Source organism: Mycobacterium sp. SMC-2 (genome assembly GCF_025263485.1).
GTDB lineage: Bacteria > Actinomycetota > Actinomycetes > Mycobacteriales > Mycobacteriaceae > Mycobacterium.
In genome coordinates, this window is record NZ_CP079863.1 from 2,545,177 (window position 1) to 2,569,743 (window position 24,567).

Annotated in this window: 26 protein-coding genes; 1 reads left to right on the forward strand and 25 read right to left on the reverse strand. The window is 69.1% G+C overall.

Going from position 1 to position 24,567, the window contains the following annotated elements; all coding sequences use genetic code 11:
* Nucleotides 1–2: 2 nt before the first annotated feature.
* From KXD96_RS12080 to KXD96_RS12190, 23 genes are all read right to left on the reverse strand, one after another.
* Nucleotides 3–863, reverse strand: coding sequence for a PPE family protein (locus KXD96_RS12080; RefSeq protein ID WP_260744771.1), 861 nt, complete (start codon nucleotides 861–863; stop codon nucleotides 3–5).
* A gap of 639 nt (nucleotides 864–1,502) precedes the next feature.
* On the reverse strand, nucleotides 1,503–2,414 hold the full coding sequence (locus tag KXD96_RS12085; RefSeq protein ID WP_260744772.1) for a PPE family protein: 912 nt from the start codon (nucleotides 2,412–2,414) through the stop codon (nucleotides 1,503–1,505).
* Nucleotides 2,415–2,634: 220 nt separating this feature from the next.
* A complete protein-coding gene (locus KXD96_RS12090) occupies nucleotides 2,635–3,000 on the reverse strand; it encodes a hypothetical protein (RefSeq protein WP_260744773.1) in 366 nt (121 codons plus the stop codon).
* 163 nt (nucleotides 3,001–3,163) lie between these two features.
* Entirely contained in the window at nucleotides 3,164–4,306 is a 1,143-nt protein-coding gene (locus KXD96_RS12095) for an alkaline phosphatase family protein (RefSeq protein WP_260744774.1), read from the reverse strand.
* A 76-nt stretch (nucleotides 4,307–4,382) separates the two neighbouring features.
* Entirely contained in the window at nucleotides 4,383–5,099 is a 717-nt protein-coding gene (locus KXD96_RS12100; RefSeq protein WP_260745342.1) for a DUF6390 family protein, read from the reverse strand.
* Nucleotides 5,100–5,122: 23 nt separating this feature from the next.
* The gene (gene hypD / locus KXD96_RS12105) at nucleotides 5,123–6,253 is read right to left on the reverse strand and encodes a hydrogenase formation protein HypD (RefSeq protein ID WP_260744775.1); all 1,131 of its coding nucleotides are present in this window, start codon (nucleotides 6,251–6,253) and stop codon (nucleotides 5,123–5,125) included.
* A 12-nt stretch (nucleotides 6,254–6,265) separates the two neighbouring features.
* Entirely contained in the window at nucleotides 6,266–6,538 is a 273-nt protein-coding gene (locus KXD96_RS12110) for a HypC/HybG/HupF family hydrogenase formation chaperone (protein WP_260744776.1), read from the reverse strand.
* Nucleotides 6,539–6,605: 67 nt separating this feature from the next.
* Nucleotides 6,606–7,718, reverse strand: a complete 1,113-nt coding sequence (gene hypE / locus KXD96_RS12115; RefSeq protein ID WP_260744777.1) for a hydrogenase expression/formation protein HypE — start codon at nucleotides 7,716–7,718, stop codon at nucleotides 6,606–6,608.
* A complete protein-coding gene (locus KXD96_RS12120) occupies nucleotides 7,715–8,389 on the reverse strand; it encodes an SIS domain-containing protein (protein ID WP_260744778.1) in 675 nt (224 codons plus the stop codon). Before KXD96_RS12120 ends, hypE begins: the two co-directional genes overlap by 4 nt.
* On the reverse strand, nucleotides 8,386–9,120 hold the full coding sequence (locus KXD96_RS12125; RefSeq protein ID WP_260744779.1) for a HypC/HybG/HupF family hydrogenase formation chaperone: 735 nt from the start codon (nucleotides 9,118–9,120) through the stop codon (nucleotides 8,386–8,388). Before KXD96_RS12125 ends, KXD96_RS12120 begins: the two co-directional genes overlap by 4 nt.
* 2 nt (nucleotides 9,121–9,122) lie before the next feature.
* Entirely contained in the window at nucleotides 9,123–11,468 is a 2,346-nt protein-coding gene (gene hypF / locus KXD96_RS12130; RefSeq protein ID WP_260744780.1) for a carbamoyltransferase HypF, read from the reverse strand.
* Nucleotide 11,469: 1 nt separating this feature from the next.
* Nucleotides 11,470–11,736, reverse strand: a complete 267-nt coding sequence (locus KXD96_RS12135) for a HypC/HybG/HupF family hydrogenase formation chaperone (RefSeq protein WP_260744781.1) — start codon at nucleotides 11,734–11,736, stop codon at nucleotides 11,470–11,472.
* Nucleotides 11,727–12,230, reverse strand: coding sequence for a hydrogenase maturation protease (locus KXD96_RS12140; protein ID WP_260744782.1), 504 nt, complete (start codon nucleotides 12,228–12,230; stop codon nucleotides 11,727–11,729). The genes KXD96_RS12135 and KXD96_RS12140 overlap by 10 nt, the downstream gene beginning before the upstream one ends.
* A gap of 11 nt (nucleotides 12,231–12,241) precedes the next feature.
* Nucleotides 12,242–12,361 (reverse strand): DUF6893 family small protein, encoded by a 120-nt coding sequence (locus KXD96_RS28775; protein ID WP_396878513.1) that lies wholly within the window; start codon nucleotides 12,359–12,361, stop codon nucleotides 12,242–12,244.
* 12 nt (nucleotides 12,362–12,373) lie between these two features.
* Nucleotides 12,374–13,699 (reverse strand): hypothetical protein, encoded by a 1,326-nt coding sequence (locus KXD96_RS12145; RefSeq protein WP_260744783.1) that lies wholly within the window; start codon nucleotides 13,697–13,699, stop codon nucleotides 12,374–12,376.
* Nucleotides 13,696–14,349 carry a DUF6084 family protein gene (locus KXD96_RS12150; protein WP_260744784.1) on the reverse strand — a complete coding sequence of 218 codons (654 nt, stop codon included), beginning with the start codon at nucleotides 14,347–14,349 and terminating at the stop codon, nucleotides 13,696–13,698. The genes KXD96_RS12145 and KXD96_RS12150 overlap by 4 nt, the downstream gene beginning before the upstream one ends.
* On the reverse strand, nucleotides 14,346–14,984 hold the full coding sequence (locus tag KXD96_RS12155) for a DUF5947 family protein (protein ID WP_260744785.1): 639 nt from the start codon (nucleotides 14,982–14,984) through the stop codon (nucleotides 14,346–14,348). Before KXD96_RS12155 ends, KXD96_RS12150 begins: the two co-directional genes overlap by 4 nt.
* Nucleotides 14,981–15,865, reverse strand: coding sequence for a NifU family protein (locus KXD96_RS12160; RefSeq protein ID WP_260744786.1), 885 nt, complete (start codon nucleotides 15,863–15,865; stop codon nucleotides 14,981–14,983). The genes KXD96_RS12155 and KXD96_RS12160 overlap by 4 nt, the downstream gene beginning before the upstream one ends.
* Before the next feature lie 83 nt (nucleotides 15,866–15,948).
* Complete coding sequence (locus KXD96_RS12170) at nucleotides 15,949–17,748, reverse strand: nickel-dependent hydrogenase large subunit (RefSeq protein ID WP_260744787.1); 1,800 nt, start codon at nucleotides 17,746–17,748, stop codon at nucleotides 15,949–15,951.
* 72 nt (nucleotides 17,749–17,820) lie between these two features.
* Complete coding sequence (locus KXD96_RS12175) at nucleotides 17,821–18,876, reverse strand: hydrogenase expression protein HypE (RefSeq protein ID WP_260744788.1); 1,056 nt, start codon at nucleotides 18,874–18,876, stop codon at nucleotides 17,821–17,823.
* Between the two features lie 179 nt (nucleotides 18,877–19,055).
* On the reverse strand, nucleotides 19,056–19,826 hold the full coding sequence (gene hypB, locus KXD96_RS12180; protein WP_260744789.1) for a hydrogenase nickel incorporation protein HypB: 771 nt from the start codon (nucleotides 19,824–19,826) through the stop codon (nucleotides 19,056–19,058).
* A 28-nt stretch (nucleotides 19,827–19,854) separates the two neighbouring features.
* Nucleotides 19,855–20,190: a hydrogenase maturation nickel metallochaperone HypA gene (locus tag KXD96_RS12185; protein ID WP_260744790.1), complete on the reverse strand. Its 336-nt coding sequence runs from the start codon at nucleotides 20,188–20,190 to the stop codon at nucleotides 19,855–19,857.
* Between the two features lie 78 nt (nucleotides 20,191–20,268).
* Complete coding sequence (locus tag KXD96_RS12190; protein WP_260744791.1) at nucleotides 20,269–21,390, reverse strand: HoxN/HupN/NixA family nickel/cobalt transporter; 1,122 nt, start codon at nucleotides 21,388–21,390, stop codon at nucleotides 20,269–20,271.
* Nucleotides 21,391–21,545: 155 nt separating this feature from the next.
* Here KXD96_RS12190 and KXD96_RS12195 point away from each other — a divergent pair, with 155 nt between their 5' ends.
* Nucleotides 21,546–22,010 (forward strand): Fur family transcriptional regulator, encoded by a 465-nt coding sequence (locus tag KXD96_RS12195; protein WP_260744792.1) that lies wholly within the window; start codon nucleotides 21,546–21,548, stop codon nucleotides 22,008–22,010.
* A gap of 1 nt (nucleotide 22,011) precedes the next feature.
* Here the strand turns inward: KXD96_RS12195 and mtr are convergent, their stop codons facing one another.
* Together mtr and KXD96_RS12205 are read right to left on the reverse strand one after the other, a co-directional pair.
* The gene (mtr, locus tag KXD96_RS12200) at nucleotides 22,012–23,391 is read right to left on the reverse strand and encodes a mycothione reductase (protein WP_260744793.1); all 1,380 of its coding nucleotides are present in this window, start codon (nucleotides 23,389–23,391) and stop codon (nucleotides 22,012–22,014) included.
* Between the two features lie 4 nt (nucleotides 23,392–23,395).
* Nucleotides 23,396–24,406 carry an alpha/beta hydrolase gene (locus tag KXD96_RS12205; RefSeq protein WP_260744794.1) on the reverse strand — a complete coding sequence of 337 codons (1,011 nt, stop codon included), beginning with the start codon at nucleotides 24,404–24,406 and terminating at the stop codon, nucleotides 23,396–23,398.
* Between the last annotated feature and the right edge of the window lie 161 nt (nucleotides 24,407–24,567).

Consider the following 24,567-nt stretch of genomic DNA (forward strand, 5'->3'; position numbering starts at 1 on the left):
CGTCACGCGACGGTTCCGCGACAGACCGCCATCGGCGTCGCGGCCGCCGTCCAGGTGCGTGGCACCGACAACGCCCCGACCGGCGTTGCGCGACCGACCCTCACGCTGATGGCCGCGGCCCGGACACCACGCTGGTTGGGCAGCAGGCACCGCAGCGCCGCCGCCTTGTTGAGCGAGTTCAGGTGGGCGATCGCGACATCCGACGGCGCCGTCAGAGAGCTCAGTTTCGACAGCGGGCAGGTCACCGAGGCCAGGGAAACGTCGAACGTGACCAGGGGGGACACAGACAGCGCCCGCAGCGCCCCGGGGGCTGCCGAGATCAACTGCCGGCCGGCCGACACCACTTCAGCCGCCGACTGCAGCGCCCGCGAGCCTTGGTTCGGGCCGCTGGGCGGCAAGGTGAACGGCGTGACGGCCGCGGCGTCGGCCGAGGCCCTGGCGTAGGCGTACATGGCCGCGGCGTCCTGCGCCCACATCCGTTCGTAGTCCGCCTCGATGTCGGCGATGGCCGGGCCGCCCCGTCCCAAGGGGTCGCCCAAGACCAGCGACTGGCGCCGCGCACGGTTTGCCTCGAGGACCGGCGGCGGCACCGTCGCCGCCAGCGCCGCTTGGTGCGCGCCCGCCGCCGCGGCCGCCTGGCTGGCCGCCCGCTCGGCGCGCAGCGCGGTCGCCTCGAGCCAATCGACGTAGGGGGCAACGCCTTGCGCGAGCTTGGCGCTCACCGCCCGGTAGTCCGCGACCGCGGTGTGCAGGCGAGTGGCCAGGCGGGTCCAGGCCGCCGCGGCGTCGGCCATCGACCCCGAGCCGGGGCCGCCATGGAGTTGACCGGAAATGACTTCCGGTGGGAGCGTGGTGAAATTCATTGCTATCTGCCTAACGACGGCGGTATGAGCTCGGTTCGATCCCTCGCGGGAACATGGACCCTTGTGTTGGGACGTAGGCATGGGGGTTACAGGCCTACTTTCGAGTGCGGCAGTGCAACGACGGCGGCCGCCGCGGGGGCCGTCAGCAGCGGGCGACGCAGAGCCGCGTCAACAGATCCCGGCCGGGTGGAACCATCCCGGGCGGACGGGACGATGCGCGTGCTAGCCGAAATGCCGTGGCAGCAAACGAAATCGGTAGGGGTGACCCCACCGACGGCGGCGACGAGCGGGGCCACGTTGGCGGACGATCCCGCGTCATCCACGCATTCTTGGTGGTTATGCGATGCGTCGGCGAGGAGCCGGATGAAGGGCCCGATGCATGCACGGTCTGCTGGGACAGGGCCGCCGGCTGCGGCCACCCGACCCCGGCGACCGCGGCCCCGCGCGACGCCCAGCCTGCGGTGACCGCGCAGAACAGGCCGAGCGCCGCAACGATCGCGATGGCTGTCCGCCATCGTCGAACTCCGCGGGTGGCTCCGACTGTCACAGTGGCCCGAATTTACAACAGCAGGCTTGGCCGGCAAGGCGTGCGAGCTGTGAAAACGATCAAAGTCCGGTGTGCGTTCGCACTAACCCGCCCTACGAGGCGCCGGGATGCAGCTGCCCGCTAGCCCTTCGCCCGGTCGCGGCGGCGGCGCTGGGGAACACGGTGCCCACGGGTTTCGGCTTCGCCGCGGACGACCACGCCTGCGGCACCGACAACCCCCCGATGGCGCTGCCGCGCCCGAGGTCCGCCGTCACTGCGGCGCGGCCGGCTCTGCCCGCGTTCGCCGCCGCGGCGCCGATGGCCACGGCGATCGGGACGCTGGCCTGCCTCGCGAACCCGGTGCGCAGAGAACTCAGCTTCGACAGCGATGACGACATCGACAGCGCGGCCGCACGGAACCGCCAGGATGACCCCGAGGACAGCCCCTGCAGCGCAGCGGGCAGCATCGAAACCAGCTCGGCGCCAGCCGATATCACCTCGTCCCCGCCCGCAGCGGCGTGCGGGGACGTGAATGGCGTCATGGTCGAGGCCGCCGCACAGGCGTCGGCGTAGGCGTACATGGTGGCGGCGTTCTGCGCCCACATCTGGTCGTACTGGCCCTCCGTGGCCGCAATGGCCGGGGTGTTTTGCCGCAGCCCGTTCGTCGCGGCCAACGCCTGCCGCAATAACCGGTTGGCGACCAGGGTCGGCGGTGGAACGGTCGCGGCCAGCGCCCGCTCATAAGCCTCGGCGGCGGCGCCGGCGCGGGCGGCGGTTTGCTCGGCCATTGCGGCGGTGGCCTGCAGCCACCCCACATACGGTGCCATCGTGTCGCCCATCGGCGCCGCGTCGGGGCCGCGCAATCCGTCCACCAGCCCCGCGGAAATGAGGCACTTGGTCGCGGTGTCGTGGAGGTGGGCGGCCAGCCTCCGCCATGTCGCGGCGGCGGTCACCAGCGATCCGGCGCCGGGGCCCGAATACATTCGTGCGGTGTTGATCTCCGGGGGAAGGGTCCCGAAATCCATGGCTATCTGCCCCCTGTCGCGGTGGGGCGGTGCGCGGTAGCACCGGCGCGCAGGGCGGGGTTGGCTGCAAACATGACTTCCTTGGTTTGGGTGGCGACCGACATTCATGGTCGGTGCGAGCGGGAATTCGCGAACGCGGGCGCTTCGGCTGACGCGGTCGGCTTCCGGCCGGCGCGCGGTACCGGGGCCAGAGATGGCTACGAGTGGGTCGATGCGCCGCTCAGCGACGAGACACGCAGAGCTTGGTCAAAAGGTCTTGACCGGTAACGACAGTCGAGGGAGCCCGCGGCGTGCAGGCGTCGATGGGCCGCTGCGCTCCAATAACCGAGGCGAGTGACGACGGCGTCCACGACGACCGCGGCACGGACAGCCAAAAAGTCGTCGGCCGATCGCGCTTCAATCCCGCGCTCTTGAACGCCTTGTCATCGTTCAGGGTGGAGCCGAAGTCGGAATGGCTGTGCGGTGCCGAGCCGTCCCGCAATTGCAGCGGCCCGGCCGCCGCCGGTTGCGGCGCACCGGCTGCCGTCCCAACCTGCACCGCCCAGAATCCAAAAGCAGCAGCGAAAAGGGACAGCGCAGCAAACACGGCCAGAGCCGACTGGCGTCGTGGCCATCGCGCAGATCTGCCCGCACCCCGGTAACCCACAATGAGGCCACGGTAACAGCGCGGGCGAGCGGCGGCCCGGCGACGGTCCTATGAAAATGCTTAAAGGTAGCCGATTTCGGCTGTGATCGTCTCGCCGGGGTGACTAGTGGGCGGCGGCAGGGGATTGGAAAACGATGAGCGGGATGGCCATTTCGGCGGGCGTCGCCGCGCCGTGAAACCCGATGAGGCGGGCCGTTTCCGGCGGCTCGTGCGCGGTTGCCAGCAGGGCGGAATCGCCGGTGCAAACGGCGACGACGTCACCGATTCGCGGCAGGTGCGCTGGGGCGACCGGCCCGAACATCCCGGTGGCCACCGCCTGCTCCCGGCTGTAGACGTCCGCCCTGCCCCCGAGTATCTCGGCCCACGCCGCCCGCACGTCCGCCGCGGCGCCGGGTTCGGTGTGCAGGTAGCGCACCCGCGGCTCGCCGGCGACCACACGGACCCCGGCGGCCAACCGCGGGTCGGTGTCGAGGTCGACCCGCGCGCCGGGTGGAACGTTGAAACCGCCGTGGTCGGCGGTCACCACCAGTGCCGCGGTCGGCGGCAGCGTGTCGACCAGCCCGGCCAGCAGCAGATCAACCTGGACCGCCGCTTCGTGCCACTGGGACGATCCGACCCCGAACGCATGGGCCGCGGTGTCCAGGGCGGCGGTGTAGCCGTAGACCAGGCCCGGCGCCGCCCGCAGCTCCTCGGCCACCGTCTGCGCGTTGTCGTCGGTCCGCTGGATCGGGCGGAATTCGGCGCCCCGGTACGCCGCCTCGGTCAGCCCACTACCCATGAACGCGGCGGGCAACACGGCACGCGCGCTGACGCCGGCTTCGTTGAGCCGCCCGAACCAGGTCGGCAGCGGCTGCCACTCGGTGTGCGGTGGGTCGTCGCGCCACAGGATGTGATTGATCACCCGGTCGGTGCCGGGCACGTTGAGCGTGAAGCCCAGAATCCCGTGCTCGCCCGGCTGCGCCCCGGTGCCCAGAGAGACCAGGCTGGTCGGGGTGGTCGACGGGAAGGTGCAGGTGAGCTCTGTGAGACACCCGGTCTGGCCGGCAAGCACCGAGGCCAGCAGCGGCGCGCTGCCGGCCAGCTCGCCAAGCAGGTGCCAGCCCAGTCCGTCCACCAGGACGACGGCGACGCGATCGATCCGATCGGCTCCGCCGACGCACTCGGCCAAACCCAGCTTGTCGACGGCACCCGGTGCGCCGAGGAGTGCGCCGGCGGCGGGCAGCACGTCGCACAGGGAACCGGGCACGGGGCCAGTCTGGCACGGGGCGACCCGCGATGGCGGCGACCTGGGGGGACTCCGCCCGGCGCGGCCGCGCTCGCGATCACCGCTGGACGTGCGCCAGCCGGCGGCTCGTCACGCGCAGTTGCCGCTCGGTTGCCTCGGCGAGGGCGCGGACCTGCCGCGGCGACAGCCGGCCGCACAGCCGCCCCCAGTGCAGGGCGACCCGGTCGCCGGCGGCCACATCGGGCACTGCGCTGTACCCGTCGGCCCAGACCCCGAACCCCCGGGACGACGGTTCGGACAGCGTCAGCGCGTCACCGTCGAGCACCAGTTTCCGGCACAGCACCTCGATCCGGTCTTGGTCGCGGGTAAGCACGGTTCCCCAGGTGATGCGGCAGTTGTCGAGGACGGTCAGTGGATGTTCGTCCATACCCCGGCCGAGAAACCGCGTCCACGGGTAGACGCCGAACACGTGGAAGCAATGGTTGGCGGCGGCCTCGTGGGCGAGCTGCGGTGTCAGGTGCGCCCAGTAGCGGCCCGCCTGCGGGCCGATGATCGCGAGCAACGCGTCCAAGAAGTCCCGGGGGTCCAGGGCGGCACCGACGCCGCCGCCCAGCCAGTACGACTCGACGAGCCGATGATCCAGCGGGTCGGCGATGCCGGTCAGCGTCGACAGCACCCGCAGGTACGGCCAGGCCCCGGAGAATTTCGCCGCCGCCCGCCGCACCTCGTCGACCGAACCGTCGCGCAAGGTGGCCCCGAGCGGGGGACCGCAATAACCCAGCGCGTTCGGTGCGTAGGCGTAGCGCGCGAACATGTCCGGGCCGCTGGTGTCACCGGTCAAGCGCGCCCCACCAGCTTGACCGCGTCCCTGTGCATGCGGCCGAAGTTGTAGTAGGCCGCGCAGGCCCCTTCGGGGGACACCATGCACGTGCCGATCGGGGTCTCCGGGGTGCACGCGGTGCCGAAAACCTTGCATTCCCAGGGCTTGAGCACACCCTTGAGCACCTCGCCGCACTGGCACGCCTTGGGGTCGGCGACCCGCACGCCCGGCATCGCGAACCGCAGTTCGGCGTCGAATTCGGCGAAATCGTCGTGCAGCCGCAGCGCGCTTTGGGAGATGAAGCCCAGGCCGCGCCACTCGAAGTGGGGACGCAGCGCAAAAACTCTGCCCATCAACGCCAATGCGGTCGGGTTGCCCCGCTCGGGCACCACGCGCGTGTATTGGTTCTCCACCTCGCAGCGGCCCTCGCGGATCTGGGTCAGCAGCATCGCGACCGCCGCCAGGATGTCCAGCGGCTCAAAGCCGGCCACCACCAACGGCTTTCGGTACACCTCGGGCACGAACCGGTAGGGCCGGTTGCCGACCACGGTCGACACGTGCCCGGGGCCGATGAAGCCCGACAGCCGCAGGTCCGGTGACTCCAGGATGGCCTTGATCGGGGGCACGATCATCACGTGGTTGCAGAACACGCTGAAATTTCTCAGGCCCAGATCGCGCGCCCGCACCAGCGTCACCGCCGTAGACGGGGCGGTGGTCTCGAAACCGATGGCGAAGAACACCACCTGCTTGTCGGGGTTGTCGACCGCGATCTTCAGCGCATCCAGCGGGGAGTAGACGAACCGAACGTCGGCGCCGCGCGCCTTGGCGTCCAGCAGGCTGCCGTTCGATCCGGGCACCCGCATCATGTCGCCGAAGCAGGTGAAGATCACGTCGGGCCGGCCGGCCAGCCACATGGCGTCATCGATGCGGCCCATCGGGATCACGCAGACGGGGCAGCCGGGGCCGTGCACCAGTTCGACGTTGTCGGGCAGCAGGTGCTCGATGCCGTGCCGGTAGATCGTGTGTGTGTGCCCGCCGCACACCTCCATGAACTTGAACCGGTCATCGCCGGTTCCGGCGAGGCGTTCGATGGCGCCCAGCAGCTTGCGGGCGGCGGCCGGATCGCGGAATTCGTCAACGAATTTCATTGCCACTCCCAGTCATACGATGGCCGACGAGTCGAAGGCTTCCATCTCCGTGGTGTAAGCCTCGCCGAGCTTCTTGATGGCGGCCAGGGTGAGCAACGCCTCGGTCTCGTCGATCTTGGCCATCGCGAACCCGACGTGGACCAGCACCCAGTCGTCGGGCCCGGGCATGTCGTCTTCCAACAGCCGCACGCTGATGGTGCGCTGCACCCCGCTGACGTCGACCTTGGCCAAATAGTTTGCGGGATCGGTGATCTCGACGATCCGGCCCGGAATCCCAAGGCACATGAGCTTTCCCTCCTTTCTAGTGGCGACCCCCAACGCCCGGCTTCGCCGCGCTTGCGATCGCCACGCCTCAGCAGATCCTCGGCAGCGGGTCCCCGACGAGCATGTCGACGATTCGGGTGCCGCCGAAGCCGGTACACAGCACCACGCTTTCGGCTGGCTCGGTGACGATCTCGCCGACCTCGGCCGCATCGGCGCCCAACGGATGCGACCGCAGCGCGTCCAGCCCGGCCCGCGCTTCCTCCGGCGCGACGACGGCGACGAACTTGCCCTCGTTGGCGACGTACAACGGGTCGATGCCCAGCAGTTCGCACGCGCCGTTCACCATGGGCGCCACGGGGAGTCGCTCCTCTTCGAGCAACACCCCCAGACCACAGGCCTGGGCCAGTTCGTTGCAGACGGTGCCCACCCCGCCCCTCGTCGCATCGCGCAGCCAGCGGGTCGACGGCGCGGCCGCCATCAACAGCTCCACCAGCGGGCTGAGGCACGCGGTGTCGGACTGAATGTCGGCCTCGATGGCCAGGTCGCCGCGCGCGAGCATGACCGCCATGCCGTGGTCGCCCATCGACCCGGAGAGCAGCACCTTGTCGCCGGGCCGCACCGACGCCGCGGACAGCGCGCGTCCCGCGGGAATGGCACCCGCCCCGGCGGTGGTGATGAACATGCCGTCGGCGGCGCCCCTGGGCACCACCTTGGTGTCGCCGGTGACGATCCGCACACCCGCCGCGGTGGCCGCCGCCGCCATATCGGCGACGATGTCTTTCAGTTCGCCGATGGGAAAACCCTCCTCGAGCACGAACGCCGCCGAGATCCACGACGGCACGGCGCCGGCCATGGCGAGGTCGTTGCAGGTGCCGTGCACCGCGAGCGCGCCGATCGAGCCGCCCGGAAAGCGCCTGGGCTGCACCACGAATGAATCCGTGGACATCGCCAGGCGTTCGCCGCCGGGCAGGGTCAGGACCGCGCTGTCACCGAGTGACTCCAGCAGCGGGTTGCGAAACGCCTCCACGAACACCGCGTCCACCAGCGCCGCCGAGGCCTTGCCGCCCGCGCCGTGCGCCAGCGTCACGTGGTCGTCGAGCAGGCGGGGCCGGCGCCGCCGGAACGACTCGATCCGTTCGATCACCTCGGCCTCGGCGAACCGCGGCCCCGACGAAAGGTATTCAGCCGCTGGGTTATTCATGCCGCCCCCAAGCCCTGTTCACCGCCGAGCTGTCGATGCACGCTCAGCCACAGCTGATAGCCGAGCAACGCTTGCGCTTCCTGGATCCGGTGCACGCTTTGCGAACGAACGACGAAGCAGGCGTCCACGTTCGGGTTGTTGGCGAACGCGCCGCCGTCGTAGCCGGCGAATCCGATGGTGTACAAACCACGTTGGCGCGCCTCCGCGAGCGCGGCGAGCAAGTTGGGCGAACCGCCACTGGTCGACATGGCGATCGCGATGTCGCCGGCCGTGGCGCGGGCGATCAACTGCCGGGCGAACACCAACTCGAATCCAACGTCGTTGCCCAACGCCGTCAGGATCGCCTGATCGGCGGTCAACGGCCAGGCGGGCAACGGCTTGCCGACCGGCGGCCGGGCGAACAGCCTTGCCAGGGTGGTGGAATCGGTGCAACTTCCGCCGTTTCCGAAGGCGAACATGCGCCCGCCCGCCGCGAAACGCCGCGCGAGTTCCGCGGCGGCCTGACCGAGCAGCGCGGCGTTGGCCTCCAGCGTCGAGCGCCGCAGCGCCAGACTTTCGGCCGCCTTCGCCTGCGCCGACGCGGCCAGGTCGGCCAGCAGCGACCTTGCATCGTCCTCCTGGGCATCGATGAAGGGGTACAGGAAGTTCGTGGGCTCGTCGGCGTTGGTCATTCGCCTTCTTCCTGGTCCAGTCGGCCGATCGCCGTGCCGGCGTGCACCAGCATCAGGTCCCCGGCGGCGACGGGGTCTATGAGTGTGGTCACCACGTTCTCGATGCCCCGGGCGGTGCGCACCGCGGCGTGCCCGTCGGCCGACGCCGTCACCGCCTCACCCGGGCGCCCCTCGTCGCTGCAGGTGACGCAAACCGGCTCCGAGGGCTCGGGTTTGAGCAGGCCCGGGTGCTCGAAACACACGTGGGTCAGCTCCCACAGCAGGTGGTAGAACAGCACAAAGCCACCGGTCGCGGGCACGCGCGGATCGGGGTCGTCCAGCCACAGCACGTGATCGGCTGCGCTAGCTTTGAAGCCCCCCTCCGGGCGGCGCTCGCCGCTGCCGATCCAGATCGTGGTGGCGCCCCATGCGGGGGCGCGCCGCATCACCGAGCGGACCTGCGCGTCGTCGGCTCCGGAGACCGCGATCACGATGTCCCCGGGCCGCACGGACACGCGCACCAGATCCACCAGGTCCGGTCCGGTCAGCGCCACCGCGGGCAGGGCCCGTTTGCCCATGATCACCGGGTGCACGAATTCGACCGCGATGTGCAGGGCGTGCGGTTCCCACGATGGCGCGATGGACCACATGGTGGCGCCCGCGGCGAATCGCCTGGCGAGTGTGAACGCGGTGGCCGCGAGGTCTTCGGCCAGCTCGGCGTCAAGCCCGCGGTCGATGGCCGTGGTGGTCATGCTCAGCCCTCCTCTTGCGCGGTCAGCATGGAGATCGCGGCCTGCCCCAGGGCCAGTCCACCGTCGTTCGGCGGAACGGTGTGATGGGTCAGCACCTCGAATCCGGCCAGCTGCAACCGCTCTTGACACGCTCTCAGCAGCAAAACGTTCTGGAACACCCCGCCGGTGAGGCCCACCAGCCGGGTGGCGCCGGCGACCCGACCGACCACGTTGACGACGGCGTCCGCGACCGCCTCGTGAAACGCGGCGGCCAGCACCGCGGGCCGCGTGCCGGCGTACAGCGCCGACACCATCGTCTGCACCATGGGGGCCGGATCGATGACCCCGTCGGCGCCCACCGTGAGCGGCAGCGACGGCCCGGCGCGCCCGGCCACCGACTCCGCCAGCGCCTCCAGCTCGATGGCGGCCTGGCCTTCGTAGTCGATGCGGTGCCGCACGCCGAGCAGCGAGGCGACGGCGTCGAACAGGCGGCCCATACTTGAACAGGGTACGCATCCGGTGCCCGTCTCCAATTGCGCACGGGTGACGCGCAATTCGTCCGGCGTGGCCGCGGCGACGGGCGCCAGGTCGGGTGTCCAGTCGATGTGCGCGGACCGCAACTGGGACAGCGCCATCCGCCACGGGTTGCGCACCGCCGCATCGCCGCCGGGCAGCGGCACCGGCAACAGGTGGCCGGCGCGGACAAATCGGTGGCTGTCGGTGCCGAGCCGCAGAATCTCCCCGCCCCAGATGGTCTGGTCGCATCCGTAACCCGTGCCGTCGAAGGACACTCCGATAACGGGCTCGCCGAGGCGTCCGTGCTCGGCCAGCAGCGACACCACGTGCGCGTGGTGGTGCTGAACGAGGTCCAGCGGGCGACCGTCCGCGCGGCGCTCCGCCCAGCTTCGGGTGTGATAACCGGGATGCAGGTCGGCGGCCAAACGGGCGGGCTCGCCGCGTATCTCGCTGAGCTGGCGCACCGCCCGCTCAAATGCGCGCAGCGTCTCCAAGGCGCCCATGTCGCCGATGTGCCCGGACATGTAGGCGCGCGAGCCGTCGCTGAGGCAGAAGGTGTTTTTCAATTCCCCGCCGACCGCCAGCACCGCCGGCCCCCCGACGTTCAAGTCGACCGGCAGCGGCGCGTAACCACGGGACCGGCGGATCGGCAGCTCGCGACCGTTGACGACGCGCACCACGGAGTCGTCACAGGGCACGTGGATCGGGCGGTCGTGGTCGAGGGCCGCGTCGCAGAGCGCCGGAAGTCGCTGGGCCGCATCGTCCTCGGTGAAGCAGATGGGCTCGTCGGATCGGTTGGCGCTGGTGAGCACCAGTGCGGCGGGGACTGGCGCGGCCGCGCCGGGCACGGGCGCCAGCAGCAGGTGATGAATGGGGGAGTACGGCAGCATCAGGCCGAGCAGCGGGCTGCCCGGGGCGACGGCGTCGGCGACGGGCGCGCCGTGGCGCCGGCGCAGCAGCACGATCGGGCGCGCCGGACTGGACAGCACCGCGGCCTCGGCGTCGTCGACGTGGGCGTAGCGGCGCGCGACCTCGAGATCACGGACCAGCATGGCAAACGGCTTGGCGCCGCGGGCTTTCCGGGTGCGCAGCCCGGCGAGCGCCGCGCCGTCGGTGACGGTGCAGGCCAGGTGGTAGCCGCCGACGCCCTTGACGGCGACCACCGCACCCGCGGCCAGCGCGCGTTGGGTGGCCGCCAGCGCGGCGTCGGTTGCATCGACGCGCCCGGCCGCTGACCGGAACCACAGGGACGGCCCGCAATCGGGGCAGGCGATCGGCTGCGCGTGGAACCGGCGATCCGCCGGGTCGTGGTATTCGGCGGCGCAGCGCTCACACATGGCGAACCCCGACATGGTGGTGGCGGGGCGGTCATACGGCAACTCGCGGATGAGGGTGAATCGCGGCCCGCAGTTGGTGCAGGTGACGAACGGGTGGCGGTAGCGCCGGTCGCGCGGGTCGAAGAGTTCGGCGACGCAGTCGTCGCACACCGCGATGTCGGGCGGAATCGGCGTCGTACCGCCGGGGACGGCCCGGCTGGCCACAATCCGGAACTCGCGTGCGCAGCCGGCGTCGGCGGCGAGCTCACGGATTGTGACGTCGTTGATCCGGGCCAGCGGGGGCGCCTCGGCGCGCAGGCGCCGGCCGAATGCGACCAGGCGGGCGCGCTCGCCCTGCACCTCGAGGAAGACGGCGCCGGAATCGTTGCCGACGAAGCCGGACAGGCCGAGCTCGGTCGCGATGCGGTGGACGAAGGGCCGGAAGCCAACCCCCTGCACGACACCGGTCACGGTGAAGCGCTGCCGAACCCGGGCACAATCGGAGCCTTGCCGCAGCAGCAGGGGGAACTGCGTCATCTCAGCCGCCCTCCGGGAGGTCGAACCCGTCCGTGCGGCCCCTGCCCATCAGCTCGAGGCCGGCCATCGCCTGCTCGGCGCCCGCGCGGTCCGTCCTCTCGACGGCGAAGCCCATGTGGATGATGATCCAGTCACCCGGGGCGAACGTCTCTTCGGCCAGCATGCCGACGTTGACCCTGCGCGCTTCGCCGTTGACGTCGACCAGGGCGAGCTGTCCTTCGAAGCCGTCCAGCATCCGGATCACTTGGCCGGGGATCCCTAGGCACATGGTTCGGTGTCCCCTCGGCTGACCGAGTGCGCCCGTAGCGCCGCGACGATCTCCTCGACGGCCCGCGCGGCGCGGGGAACCGCCCTGGCCACGGGTTCGGTGAGCCCGATGCCCTCCTCGACGCTGCCCGCCTCGCACCCGACGACGACCGTGTAGGGCGGGTTGCCGCCCAGCGCGCGCAGGCTGGCGAACACGGCGGCCGGATCCATGCTGTGGCCATCGAAACCCATTGAAGCCGAAGCCGATTCATGATCGGCCTGGAAGATATGTAGCGTTCCCGGGTTGCCGCGGCTGGGGACCGCGTCGACGAGGACCAGCGTGTCCCACTCCTCGAGCAGGTCGTAGGCCAGGTGCATGCCACTGATGCCGTAGTCGGTGACGCGGACCCTCGGGTCGTCCCGCGGGATCTCGGCGTTGCGGATCACCTCGGACCCGAATCCGTCGTCACCCAGGAAGATGTTGCCGATACCCGCTACCAGGATGCGTGCTGTCATCTCCGTGCCGGCTACATCCGCCTCAGCTTGAGGTAGCGGCGGGCGTCGGGCAGGGACGCCACCCCCAGCGCCAACCCTATCGCGAGCACCAACGCGATGATCGCGACGAATATCCAACCCATGACCTCCATATCGCACTCCTTTCACGATTTTGCCGGGCTGCGTTGAGCTGCCAAAGGCTCGATTTCGTCGGGGGAAAAGTACAGGTAGCGGCCGTACCAGTCGTGCAAGTCGGCGGCCGGGTCGTCGTCGACGACCACCGCGACGTGCGTGTTGCCCTCGACGTCGGAGTGCACCGAGGTGACACGGGCGGTCTTGCCGGCGACGAAGATGTCCTGGGCGTCGGCGTTGCGCCTCGGCCGCAACCGGACCTGGCTGCCGCGCGCCACCCGGACCCCGTTCACCAGCACCGCATCGATCTCCGGGCGGACGGCGTTGTCGGCCAGCGGATCCCACCAATCGACCCCCTCGGGGATCTCCGGGACCAGGCCCCGCATCGCGTGGGGGTCGCGCAGCACACCGTGCAGGCGCGCCATCGCCTCGGGGGACATTGCGTCGCAATCGTCGATGATCCGCGCCGCCCGCGGATCGGTGGCCCGGGCCTGCGCCTTCTCCTCGTCGGTCATGGTCATCACGCGCAGGGTGAGAATCTCGTCGATCTCCGTGCAGTCGTACAGCGCGGTGTCGCTCTGTTCGGCGACCTCGGGGTGGTCATAAAGGATGATCGGCGAGATCAGCAGCGAGTCGCGGGCGCCGGGTGGGCCGGCCAGCACCGGGAAGCAGCGGTGCTGGCTGCACCGGGACACCGCGCCGGTGGCAGCCGGCGGCGGCTCGAGCAGCGAAACGAACCGCCCGCGGTCGAGTTCGGCGACGAGGTGCGTGCCGATCATGGACCGCGCGATCGAGTCGTTCTTGTCAACTGCGCCGTCGCCGATGTTGCTGACCCGCACTGACACGCGGCGCAGGTCGCCGTCCGCCTCGCTGGCGACCGTCAACACGCCACGTACCTCCCGTCGTTGGCGCACGAGGCGCCCGCCATCGAGGAATTCGACGTCGGTGCCCGCGTCCGCCGTCACCGACAGTGTCCACGGCCGGCCGTCCAACGCGACAGGGCCGAAGGGCCTTTCGCATTCGACCGCCTCGTCCCAGGTGAGCCACGCGCCGCCCGCCGTCGTCAGTTCGTCGACCGGCTCGTATCGGCCGGGGGCGACTTCGCGCTCGGCCCGGCGGTGCTGCAACTGCAGGAACCGCACCACCAGCCGCAGCTCCCGGGCCCCGTCGACCAGGAACTGCGCCGCCAGGGTGTCGTCCTCGCCCAGACCCGCGGCCGCGGCCCCGGGCGGTCCCAGGACGCCGAATTGCCAGCGGGACTGGTTCTTGGTCGACGTTCCGCGGTACGGGTAGAGCAAGTAGCCCTCGTAGAGCACCGCGTCGGCGACGGCGCGGGCCCGGTCCCGATCCCCGGTCACCGCGCTGTCTCCCGGTCCGTGTCCAACAGCGAGGTGATCGCGTGGTCCAGGTCGAGCAGGCCGTGCGCCGACTTGTAGGCCGCCAGCGCGGCGATGGTTTCGTGACCGAGCCGCAGCCAGCCGGCGTTCGGATAGTGCTGGGCGATCAGCTGCCGCCAAACCGTGACCGGCATGTCGTAGCGGTGCTCGCAGTCCCACGGGACCTGCTGGACGGAGAGGCCGCGTTCGGATATGGCGAAAATTGTTCCGCTGAAGAGAAATTGGAGGGGCAGCGCGCCGTCGCGCAACGCGTGCAGGTATTTGGCGGCGGCGACCTCGAAGTCGTAGCTGCAATCCAGGGGCAGCGCCGCCGTCGTGTTGCCGGTGAATCCCGGCACCATCGCGGTGCAGTGCTGCCAGAGGAAGCTGCGTTGGGTGCTCGCCCAGCGTTCGGGCGGGCCGAACAGGTCGGTCAGCCCGGCGGCTTCGTCGTCGGAGTAGGACCGTCGCCGCGGCTCGATGCGGACCTGGCAGCGCAGGGCGATCGCGTGCACCGGGTCGCCCACATCGGAGTCACCGCCGGTGGCGATGGCGACGCGCGCGGTGAGCACCGGGCTGACGGTGTACGGTTCGGGCGCCACGTCGAGGACCCTGAAGTCGATGTCCATCATGGCGGTGTTCCGTAGGGGATTTTCGCGGCGTGGGCTTCGAGGCGGGAAAAGAAGCCGTCGACGAACTCGCGCGCCTCCCGCCCTCCGTCGAACCCGCGCCACAGCATGCGCAGCCGCCCGACGAATTCGTAGCAGGCGTCGATGGGGACCAGATAGCTTTGTGGCGCACCGGATTCGGGGACGCGGACCAGGAGCGCCTCCACATCGTCGGCCAGCAGGCCCACCCGCGCGTCGGCGCCGCTCAGCGTGTCCCAAACGTCCAGCGCGAGCGCGGATTCGCACGCGCCGGCCGGTCCCGGGTAGAAGGCGACGGTGCGCCCGACGGCGGAGTTGGTGAAGAAGAACGCGACGCCCACCGGAATCTGCAGCGCCTCCCAGGCGCGCCGGTCCAGCGCGAAGTCCGGGAACGACAGATACCGGTCGGGCACCGCGCGGTAGCGCAGCTCCGCCTTCGAGTCGGTGAACAGCAGATAGCACGCGCGGCACACGCACATGAGCTGCCGCTCGGCCACATTGACCACGTGCTGGTGTTCGTCGGCGATCGATTCCGCGCACATCTCGCACCGCTCGCCGGCCGGTGCGGGAGCCGGCCGGTCGCTGCGGAAGCGGGTGAGGACGTCGTAGGGGGTCGTCATGCGCCGGCTCTTGTCCGTTCGGGCAGCGCTACCGATGGCACCCCGTCGCGAAGCAGCAGGGGGAGTGGCTCGAGGTGCGTTCCGCCTGCGCCGGCACCCGCGCGCACGATGTCGAACTGCGTGCCGCAGCGTGGGCAGCCCAGCAGCGTCTCGCGCAGTTGCGCACCCGCCAACGAGTCGTCACACACCGGACAATGGTCGCGGTAGGCCAGTGGCAGGTCGCCGACGCGGCACACCACAAGCGTGGTGTCCGAGACCAGGAACCCCGCAACCTCGCCGGGCTCCAGCTCGGCCACCTCGGGCACCGGGTGCCAGGCACCGGCGTGCCCGTTCGACTTCACGTGCGCCATCAGCGATTCCGCCGGGATCACGCTGGCGGCCTTTCCGTTTGGGGCGGTGACCACCTCGATCGACGAGACTTCGGGCGCCGCGGCGGACACCGCGTCCTCGACCGCCAACTCCAGCGTCACCGCCGACGACGGGCAGCTCCTACAGCTGCCGGTGAAGGCCAACCGCACGGTATCGCCGTCGACTCCGATGAGCTCGACGTCCCCGCCGTGCGAGCCCAGGTACGGGCGCACGCGATCGAGCGCTTCGGACACCCGGCGGTGCACGTCATGCGGGTGCAGGCCGTGGACAAGGAGCAGGCTGGCCACCAGGTCGTCGGTGGCCAGCCGCTCGGCCAGCGCGCCGTCCCCGAGCCGCATGATCCGTTCCAGCCCGGCCCCGTAGAGCCCGACCACCTCGCGGACCAACTCCCTCGCGCGATCCTGGGCGGCCGGCCCACTTGCCGCGCAGGAATCCAGCAGGGACTGGATCCGATCGCCCGCTGAGCGCCATCGCGCTTCACTGTCGTCAACGGTTTCCGGGCGATCCACCATCGCCTCACTCTCTTGATGGCGATGACCCGTCCCCCGCAAGCGGGAGGTACCCCCAGCGCCCGGCTTCCCCGAGCTTGCGATCATCACTCTCCGACGGGCGACTGTGTCGGTGTGTGCAGTCTGTCGAGGGTCTTGCCCTTGCCCAGGTACATGTGTACGCCGCAGGGCAGGCACGGATCGAAACTGCGCACCGTGCGCATCACGTCGATGCCCTTGAAGTTCTCCCGACCGTTCTCCTCGAAGATCGGCTGACCCTGCACCGCATCCTCGTACGGCCCCGGCGTGCCGAAGCTGTCGCGCGGGTTGGCGTTCCACGGGGTGGGCGGGTACGGGTGGTAGTTGGCGATCTTGCCGTCCCGGATCACCAGGTGGTGGCTGAGCACACCGCGCACCGCCTCGGTGAACCCGCACCCGATGGCCTCGTCGGGCACCTCGAAGCGCTCCCACGTCTTGGTGCGCCCGGCGCGGATCTCCTCGAGCGCCTTCTCGGCGAAGTACAACCCGCACGCCGCCGCGTAGGCCTGGAAATAGGTGCGCGCGCGGTCACGTTCGATCGTGTTGCTGCCGTGCTCGGGCACCTTCCACTCGAACTCCACCGGACCCTTGAGCGCGGTCTTGGGCAGGTTGATCTTGACGCTGTTGCCGGTCGCCTTGACGTAGCCGATGTCGACCAGGCCGGCCAGGGCGGTCGCCCACAACCGGGCCAGCGGGCCGCCGCCGGTGTCCAGCGCCAGGTGGTCCTTGCCGTCGAACCAGCGCGGCGACATCACCCAGCTGTACTTGCCGCCCTCCAGGTCGCGCTTCTGCGGGTGCGGGTTGGTGTGCTGGTTCCATGGGTGGCGCCGGTCCACGGCGTTGCCGAGCGGATCGGTCTTGACGAACATCTCCTGGTCGGTCCAGTCGTCGTAATACGAACTGCCCAAAAGGATCCGGATGCCGAGGTTGATGTCCACCAGCGAGTGCGTGAGCAGCTTGCCGTCGACCACCACGCCCGGGGTGACGAACATCGCGTTACCCCAGCGCTCCATGTCCTTGTACGCGAAGTTGCACACCTCGGGGTCCTGGAAGGAGCCCCAGCAGCCGAGCAGGGTGCGGCGCAGCCCCACGTTCTCGTAACCGGGCAGCGCGGTGTAGAAGAAGTCGAACAGGTCGTCGTGCATGGGCACGACCTTCTTCATGAACTCCACATAGCGCATCAGCCGCGTCATGTAGTCGGTCATCAGCTGGATGGTCGCGACGGTGCCGACCCCGCCGGGGTACAGCGTGGACGGGTGCACGTGGCGACCCTCCATGAGGCAGAACATCTCTCGCGTCCAGCGGCTGACCGCCAGCGCCTCGCGGTAGAACTCGCCGCTGAAAGGGTTGAGCGAGCGCATGATGTCGGCGATCGTCCGGTAGCCGTGCGCGCCGGCCTGTGGCGCCGGCGTCTTCTCCGCCAGGGAGAGCACGCTCGGGTTGGTCTCGGAGACCATCTTCTCGCAGAAGTCCACGCCGACCAGGTTCTCCTGGAAGATGTTGTGGTCGAACATGTATTCCGCGGCCTCGCCGAGGTTGACGATCCACTCGGCGAGGTGCGGCGGCTTCACCCCGTAGGCCATCTGCTGCGCGTAACACGAACACGTGCAGTGGTTGTCGCCGCAGATGCCGCAGATGCGGCTGGTGATGAAGTGCGCGTCGCGCGGGTCCTTGCCCTTCATGAAGATCGAGTAGCCGCGGAAGATCGACGAGGTGCTGTGGCACTCGACGACTTGCCGGTTCTCGAAGTCGATCTTGGTGTAGATGCCCAGGCTGCCGACGATTCTGGTGATGGGGTCCCAGGCCATGTCGACCAGTTGGCTGGGTTCACGCTTGGCGTGCAAGGGTTCTGGGGTGATGGTTGCCATTGCAATACCGCTCTCCGCCCCGAGGGCTCCAGTGATGAGAACGAAGCGCGCCGGCCCGGTAGGTGAGCTGACCTACCAGGTGCGGCGCGCTCCGGTGGTTAGTTGATCACCTTTGTGGCGCCACCGCGGCTCCTTGTCGACGGTGCGCGCCGTGATACCCCTCAAATTGCGAATCACGGTGCCGTACAGACCGACCGCGTTTGTCGAGACCTTGCCGCCCGGCGGCTCGTCCATGAACGGCATGAACTTGTCCGGGAAGCCCGGCATGGTGCAGCCGATGCAGATTCCGCCCACGTTCGGGCAGCCGCCGACACCGTTGATCCACCCGCGTTTGGGCACGTTGCATTTGACCACGGGCCCCCAACAGCCAAGTTTGACAATGCATTTCGGCGACCCGTATTCGGTGGCAAAGTTGCCCTGCTCGTAGTATCCGGCCCGGTCACACCCCTCGTGGACGGTGGCGCCGAACAACCACTTGGGGCGCAGCGCGTCGTCGAGCGGGATCATCGGTGCCTGACCGGTCGCCATGTAGAGCAAGTAGGTCAGGGTCTCCGAGAGGTTGTCGGGATGGATCGGGCAACCCGGCACGCACACAATGGGAATGCCGGCTTTGCTCTTCCAGTCCCACCCGAGGTAGTCGGGCACCCCCATCGCTCCGGTCGGGTTGCCGGCCATGGCGTGGATTCCACCGTAGGTGGCGCAGGTCCCGACCGCGACGACCGCGGTGGCCTTGGGTGCCAGCCGGTCGAGCCACTCGCTGGTGGTCATCGGCTGGCCGGTGGCGGGGTTGTTGCCAAACCCGCACCAGTAGCCCTCGTCCTTGATTTTCTCGTTGGGGATGGATCCCTCGACGACGAGCACGAAAGGTTCCAGCTCGCCGCGGTCGGCTTTGAAGAACCACGACAGAAAGTCGTCCGCCCCTCCGCTGGGTCCGCACTCGAAATCGATGAGCGGCCAATGCACGGCGACCTTCGGAAGCCCGGGCAATGCCCCCAGGGCAATCTCCTCGACACTGGGTTGGGTGGCGGCAGTCAGCGCCACCGAATCGCCGTCACAACTGAGCCCCGCATTAATCCAGAGCACATGGATCAATGTTTCTTCCGCTTTGACTGCTGCTTCTGTTGGCATGCTGCAGCTCTCCGGAGCCGGGCTGAGGCTCCTGCACCGCCGGAGTCGACCGTCGGCCCACTTGCGCGGCGCTAATTTTTGGGTCTACTCCTCGCCGCCGAGCGTGTCAACGGTTCCGCGGCACCAACTAGTTAGATAACCGTTGCATAGTATTTCGCCGCGCGGCGTGCGCGATCCCGTCAGGCCGGCGCCTCCGCGGCGAATCGTCGCAGCCAGCCAAACCAGGCGCCCATCCCGGCCCCGGTGCGCGCACTGAGCGGCAGGATCGCCGCCGTCGCATTGACCTCGCGCACGTGGGCGATGTACGTGTCGACGTCGACGTCGAGGTAGGGAACCAGGTCAATCTTGTTGAGTAACACCACATCCACCGACCGGAACATCACCGGGTACTTCAGTGGTTTGTCCTCGCCCTCGGTCACGGAATACACCATGGCCTTGCCGTGCTCGCCGACGTCGAACTCCGCCGGGCACACCAAGTTGCCGACGTTCTCGATGATCACCAGGTCCAGTGCGGCCAGGTCCAGCCCCGGCAGCGCGCGGCTCACCATAGGCGCGTCGAGATGGCACTCGCCGCCAAAACCGTTGCTGGTGTTCAGCAGTGAGATCTGGGCGCCGCGCCCGCTGAGCTTGGCCGCGTCCAGGTCGGTGGCGATGTCGCCTTCGATCACCCCGATGGCAAGCTCACCGGCGAGCTCGTCCAGGGTGGCCTGCAAGACGGTCGTCTTGCCGGATCCCGGCGAACTCATCAGGTTCAGGGTGCGCACCCCGTTGCTCTCGAACGCCGCCCGGTTGGCATCGGCGAGCAGGTCGTTCTCCGCGAAGATCGCCTCCAGCACGTCGACCCGCTGCTTGCCCGTCCGGTACTGGCCGTGATCACCGTGCCGGTGATCCGGGTCGTCGTGCTCGTGGACGTGCACGGTCCCGTCGTCATGCCGGTGAAATCTACCCATGGTCAAATCCGTTCGGGCCAAGCGCTTTTCATGAGACATCCAGCGACGTCACCAGGAATTCGTTTCCGCGCAGCACCTCGACGTCGGAACTGTCGCACTGCGGGCACCAGATCGACCAGGCCGACGTGATCTCCGATCGCCGGCCGCACGCGCGGCAGCTCACCTCGGCGCCGACGCACTCGAGTTCCAGCTCGGCCTCCGGCATGTCCTCGGCGTCGCGCACGAGCGTCCAGCAGAACGACAGCGCCTCGGGCACCACCTGGCGAAGCGCCCCGATCCGCACCCGCACCACGTCGACGCGCCGACCGTCGGCATGCGTCTTGACCACACCGGCGATCGCTTCGCACAGCGACAACTCATGCACCGCCGATCACCGGCGTCCGCCCACTGCCAGGCCCATGAGCACCGTTCTACACCCGAACGCCCCGGATGCGCAGCAGTGTCAGGGCAACTGAGGATTCCACTTCTGTTCGAGGCGACCGTAGCGCCAGACGATCAGGGCGACCGCCCAGGTGATGACGAACGCGCCGACGATGAAGAAGCCGGCGGCGTTGAGGTCGAGCCCGCCGACCCAGCTCCAGAACGCCCCCCGCCAGCCGAACTGCTCGGCGAACAGGGTGAGTAGTTCGACGCTGCCGATCAGCACCGCGACGACCACCGACAGGGCGGTGATGGTGATGTTGTAGTAGATCTTGCGCAGCGGGTTGGAAAACGCCCAGCCGTAGACGAAATTCATGAACGAGCCGTCGATGGTGTCCAGCAGGCACATGCCCGCGGTAAACAGCACGGGCAGACACAGGATGGCGTACCACGGCAACCCGGCGGCCGCGCTGGTGCCCGCCAGGACCAGCAGCGCGATCTCGGTGGCCGTGTCGAAGCCGAGGCCGAAGAGCACCCCGACGGGGTAGGAGTGCCACGACTTGGTGATCGACTTGGTGAAGCGGCCGAGGAATCGGTTCATCAGGCCCCGGTTGTCCAACTGCCGTTCCAGTTCGGCCCCGTCGGTTTCGGGGTCGTAGTCGCCGCGGCGCAGCCGGGCGAACACCCGCAGGATGCCCACCAGCACGACGACGTTGAGGAGGGCGATCGCATAGAGGAGGACACCGGAGACGCCCCCGCCGATCAGCCCCGTGTAGTGGTGCAGTTTCGAGGAGTCGTCCCGGACCGGTCCGACGATGGTCCTGACCCCGGACGCCAGCATGACCGCCAGCCCGAAGACAACCGTGGAATGCCCCAGCGAGAAGAAGAATCCGACGGCGAGCGGGCGCTGCCCGTCGTTCATCAGCTTGCGGGTGGTGTTGTCGATGGCGGCGATGTGGTCGGCGTCGAACGCGTGCCGCATGCCCAGGGTGTAGGCCGTCAGCCCGATGCCGACGCCAAACGCCTTGCCGCCGAAGCTGAATTGCGCCGGCGCCACCAACGCCACCAGGGTGAACCAGCCGACCACATGGAGCGCGACGATGATCGCCGACATCGACGCCAGCCGCCACCACTCCGCCGGCGCCAAGGCGCCGCGAAGCTTGGCCGTCCATGACGGGCGCCAGTCGAGCTCAGTGCTGGCCACTGGGGTCCTTCCAGCATTGTGCGGGAAACAACCGGCACGACTGTATGTGCCGTCGGCGACCAGATGCAAGTGGGTTGCAGGATCACCGTGGCCGCTACCGGGGCGAATTCGGCCGAAGACTGGCGCGGCCGGCGCCGCGGCATGACACTGGGCGGGTGACGCCCAAGCCGTCGGCACTGGACCCCTCCGCCGCCGCGCGGATCGGCGATCTCCTGCGCGTCCGGGGGTTGCGGCGGATGTCCTCGCGGATCCAGGTGCTGGCGGTGCTCGAGCCGGTCGACGGGCACCTGCCGGTGGCGGAAATCCACAAGCGGGTGCAGGCGTGCCTGCCGCACGGCGCCCACGTTCCCGACGTGGCAACCATCTATCGCACGGTGACCACCCTGGTGGAGCAGGGGATGCTGCACACGCTGACCCTCGACGGCGGCATCACCACCTACGGGATGGCCACCGCGCCGCACCACCACGCCGTCTGCACGGAATGCGGCTCGATCATCGAGGTACCCGCCCGGCAGCTCAGTTCGGCGCTCGAACATGCGATGGCGGGCAGTTCCTTCGCGCTGTCCGAGGCCGCGGGCCTCACGCTGCGCGGGCTGTGCCCGCAGTGCCAGGGGCGCTGACTCAGTACAGATCCAGCAGCGCGTTCTCGACCACTTCGGGCAGGGCCGGATGGATCCAGTATTGGCCGCGGGCCATCTCGGGGGCGGTCAGCCCGAAGCTCATCGCCTGGATCAGCGGCTGGATGATCGACGACGCCTGGGGGCCCATGATGTGCGCGCCCAGCAGGCGCGCCGTGCTCCGCTCGGCGATCAGCTTGACGATCCCGGTGGTGTCCTCCATCGCCCAACCGTAGGCGACGTCACCGTAGTCGTGTATCGCGACCGAGATTTCGAATCCCTTTGCCATGGCCTGAGTTTCGGTCAGACCGACGGCCGCCAGCTGGGGGTCGGTGAACACCGCCGACGGCACGTACCGGTGATCGGTCGTGACCATCGACTCGGTGTCGTCCCAGTCGCAGAGAATGTTGTGCCGCACCACCCGGGCCTCGTGGTTGGCGACGTGCTTGAGCTGGTACGGCGAGGAAACGTCGCCGAGCGCGAAAACGTCACGGGCCGAGGTGCGTTGGTATTCGTCGACCACCACCCGGCCACCCTCGACCTCGACACCGGCCTGGTCGGCGTCCAGCAGGTCGGCGTTGGACACGCGCCCGGTCGCGACCAGCAGCAGGTCGGCGTTCAGCGTCGACCCGTCGTCGAGCCGCAGTGCGACGCCTGAGCCGCGGTTGGACCCGCCAACAACGTTGCGGTGCGTGCGCAGTTCCCATTTGGCCGCGGCGATGCGGGTGAAGCGTTTGCAGAGGGTGTCATCGCAGTGCCGCAGCAGCGTGCCGCCACGGATCACCAGGGTTACCCGCACGCCCAGCGCCGAGAAGACGTGGGCGAATTCCGCTGCCACGAAGCCACTTCCGACGATCACGAGGTGCTCCGGCAGCTCCGGGATCCGCATGATCGTGTCGCTGGTGTGATAGGCGACGCCGCAGTCGAGGATGGCAGGCGGGATCACCGGGCGCGACCCCGCGGCGATCACCACCTGATCGGCGGTGAATTCGTCACCGGCATCGGTGCGCAACAGGTAGCGCCCATCGGGCTGAACCGGCCCGAAACGGGTGTGCTGGCCGTACACGTCGACGTTGGGTGACGAGCGCCGGTAGTCTTCACCGCTCATCGAGATCGGGTCGATCCGTCCGAAGATGCGCGAAACGATGTCGTCCCAGCGCACGCGGTCGACGTGCGCGTCGACCCCGTAGCGCTGCGCGTCCCGGATCGTCGCGGCGACTTCGGCGGCGTAGACGAACATCTTGGTCGGGATGCACCCGACGTTGAGGCAGGTGCCACCGAACGTGCCGTGCTCGCACAGCGCCACCCGCTTGTCAATGAAGCGATCATCGAGAACGCTGTTGCCCGAACCGGTTCCGATGATCGCGATGTCGTAGGTCTCCACGCCGTCACCCCTTCTTCGAAGACGTGCGATCGGCGTTCAGGTAGTCGTCCAGCCAGAGGTCGAGCTGACGATAAGCCGCCTGCCGCGGCCGCGGCAGCGACAGGAACACATCGTGTTTGGCGTCGTCGATCGGAACGATGGTGCTGCGATTCCCGATGCAGCCGGCCCGCCTGGCGATCAGGGTGACGTCGAGAACCGCGTCGCCGCAGTGCATGGACGCCGCGTCGCTGGTTTCCCGCACGGTGTGATCCGAACGCAGGATCAGGTTGGGCACCCCGACGTCGAGCCCGCGGTGCAGCCGGGCGTGGCCGCGGCGGATGGCGTGCAGCCAGCCGAGCGTGATGGGGAAGCCACCCACCGGTTTCAACCGCAGGTCGTAATCGAACTCGCCGTGGTAGTCGCGATGTAGCGTGGTGCCGTAACCACCCTCGGTGGGTGCCCGCACCACCCCCCTGGACCGCACCCGGGACAGGCCCGCGATCAGCGCCGAGGTCACCGGATGGCGCAGGACCGCCGGGCCGTGCAGGTCCAGGAACGGGCTGTTGAGCACCAAACCCCCGATGCCGGCGTGCGCCCCGGCGTCGCGGCGGCGAAGCCGGTCCAGCCATAACGACACGATGAGCCCGCCGGAGGAGTGGCCGTACACCAGGACCTTGCCGGGTCGGTCCTGGTCGCGAATGGCCGCCAGGGCGCGGTCGAGTTCGGCGTCGTAGTCCTCGAGGTTGGTGATGAAGTGCGGCGTCTGACCGTCGCGGCGCGACCGGCCGCATTTCTGGAGGTCCAGCGCGTAGAAGGCGAAGCCGCGACTGGCGAAGTGATCGGCCAGCGCCGTGTTGAAGAAGTAGTCGGTGTAGCCGTGCACGGCCAGGACCGCGTGGTCGGCCCCGGAGGGTCCGGCGGGCTCACCGCGCCGGATCAGCGTCGCGACGATCTCGCCCTCACCGACGGGGTCGGGGCCGAGGGGGATGATGCGCTGCCAATAACCGGGCAGGACATCGGGCACCCAGCCAGTCACGAGGCCAGCTTAGAGCTTTTGCTGGTCATGGGGGGACGCATGCCGTTCGGGGCCGGTTCGCTTCGGGATAGCCTGGGGACCGGCAGAGTCAAGGAAAGGACCACGAGCAGGTGTCATCGCTAGCCCGAAGCGCACGGACGGACGTCGTGCTGGTGGGCGCG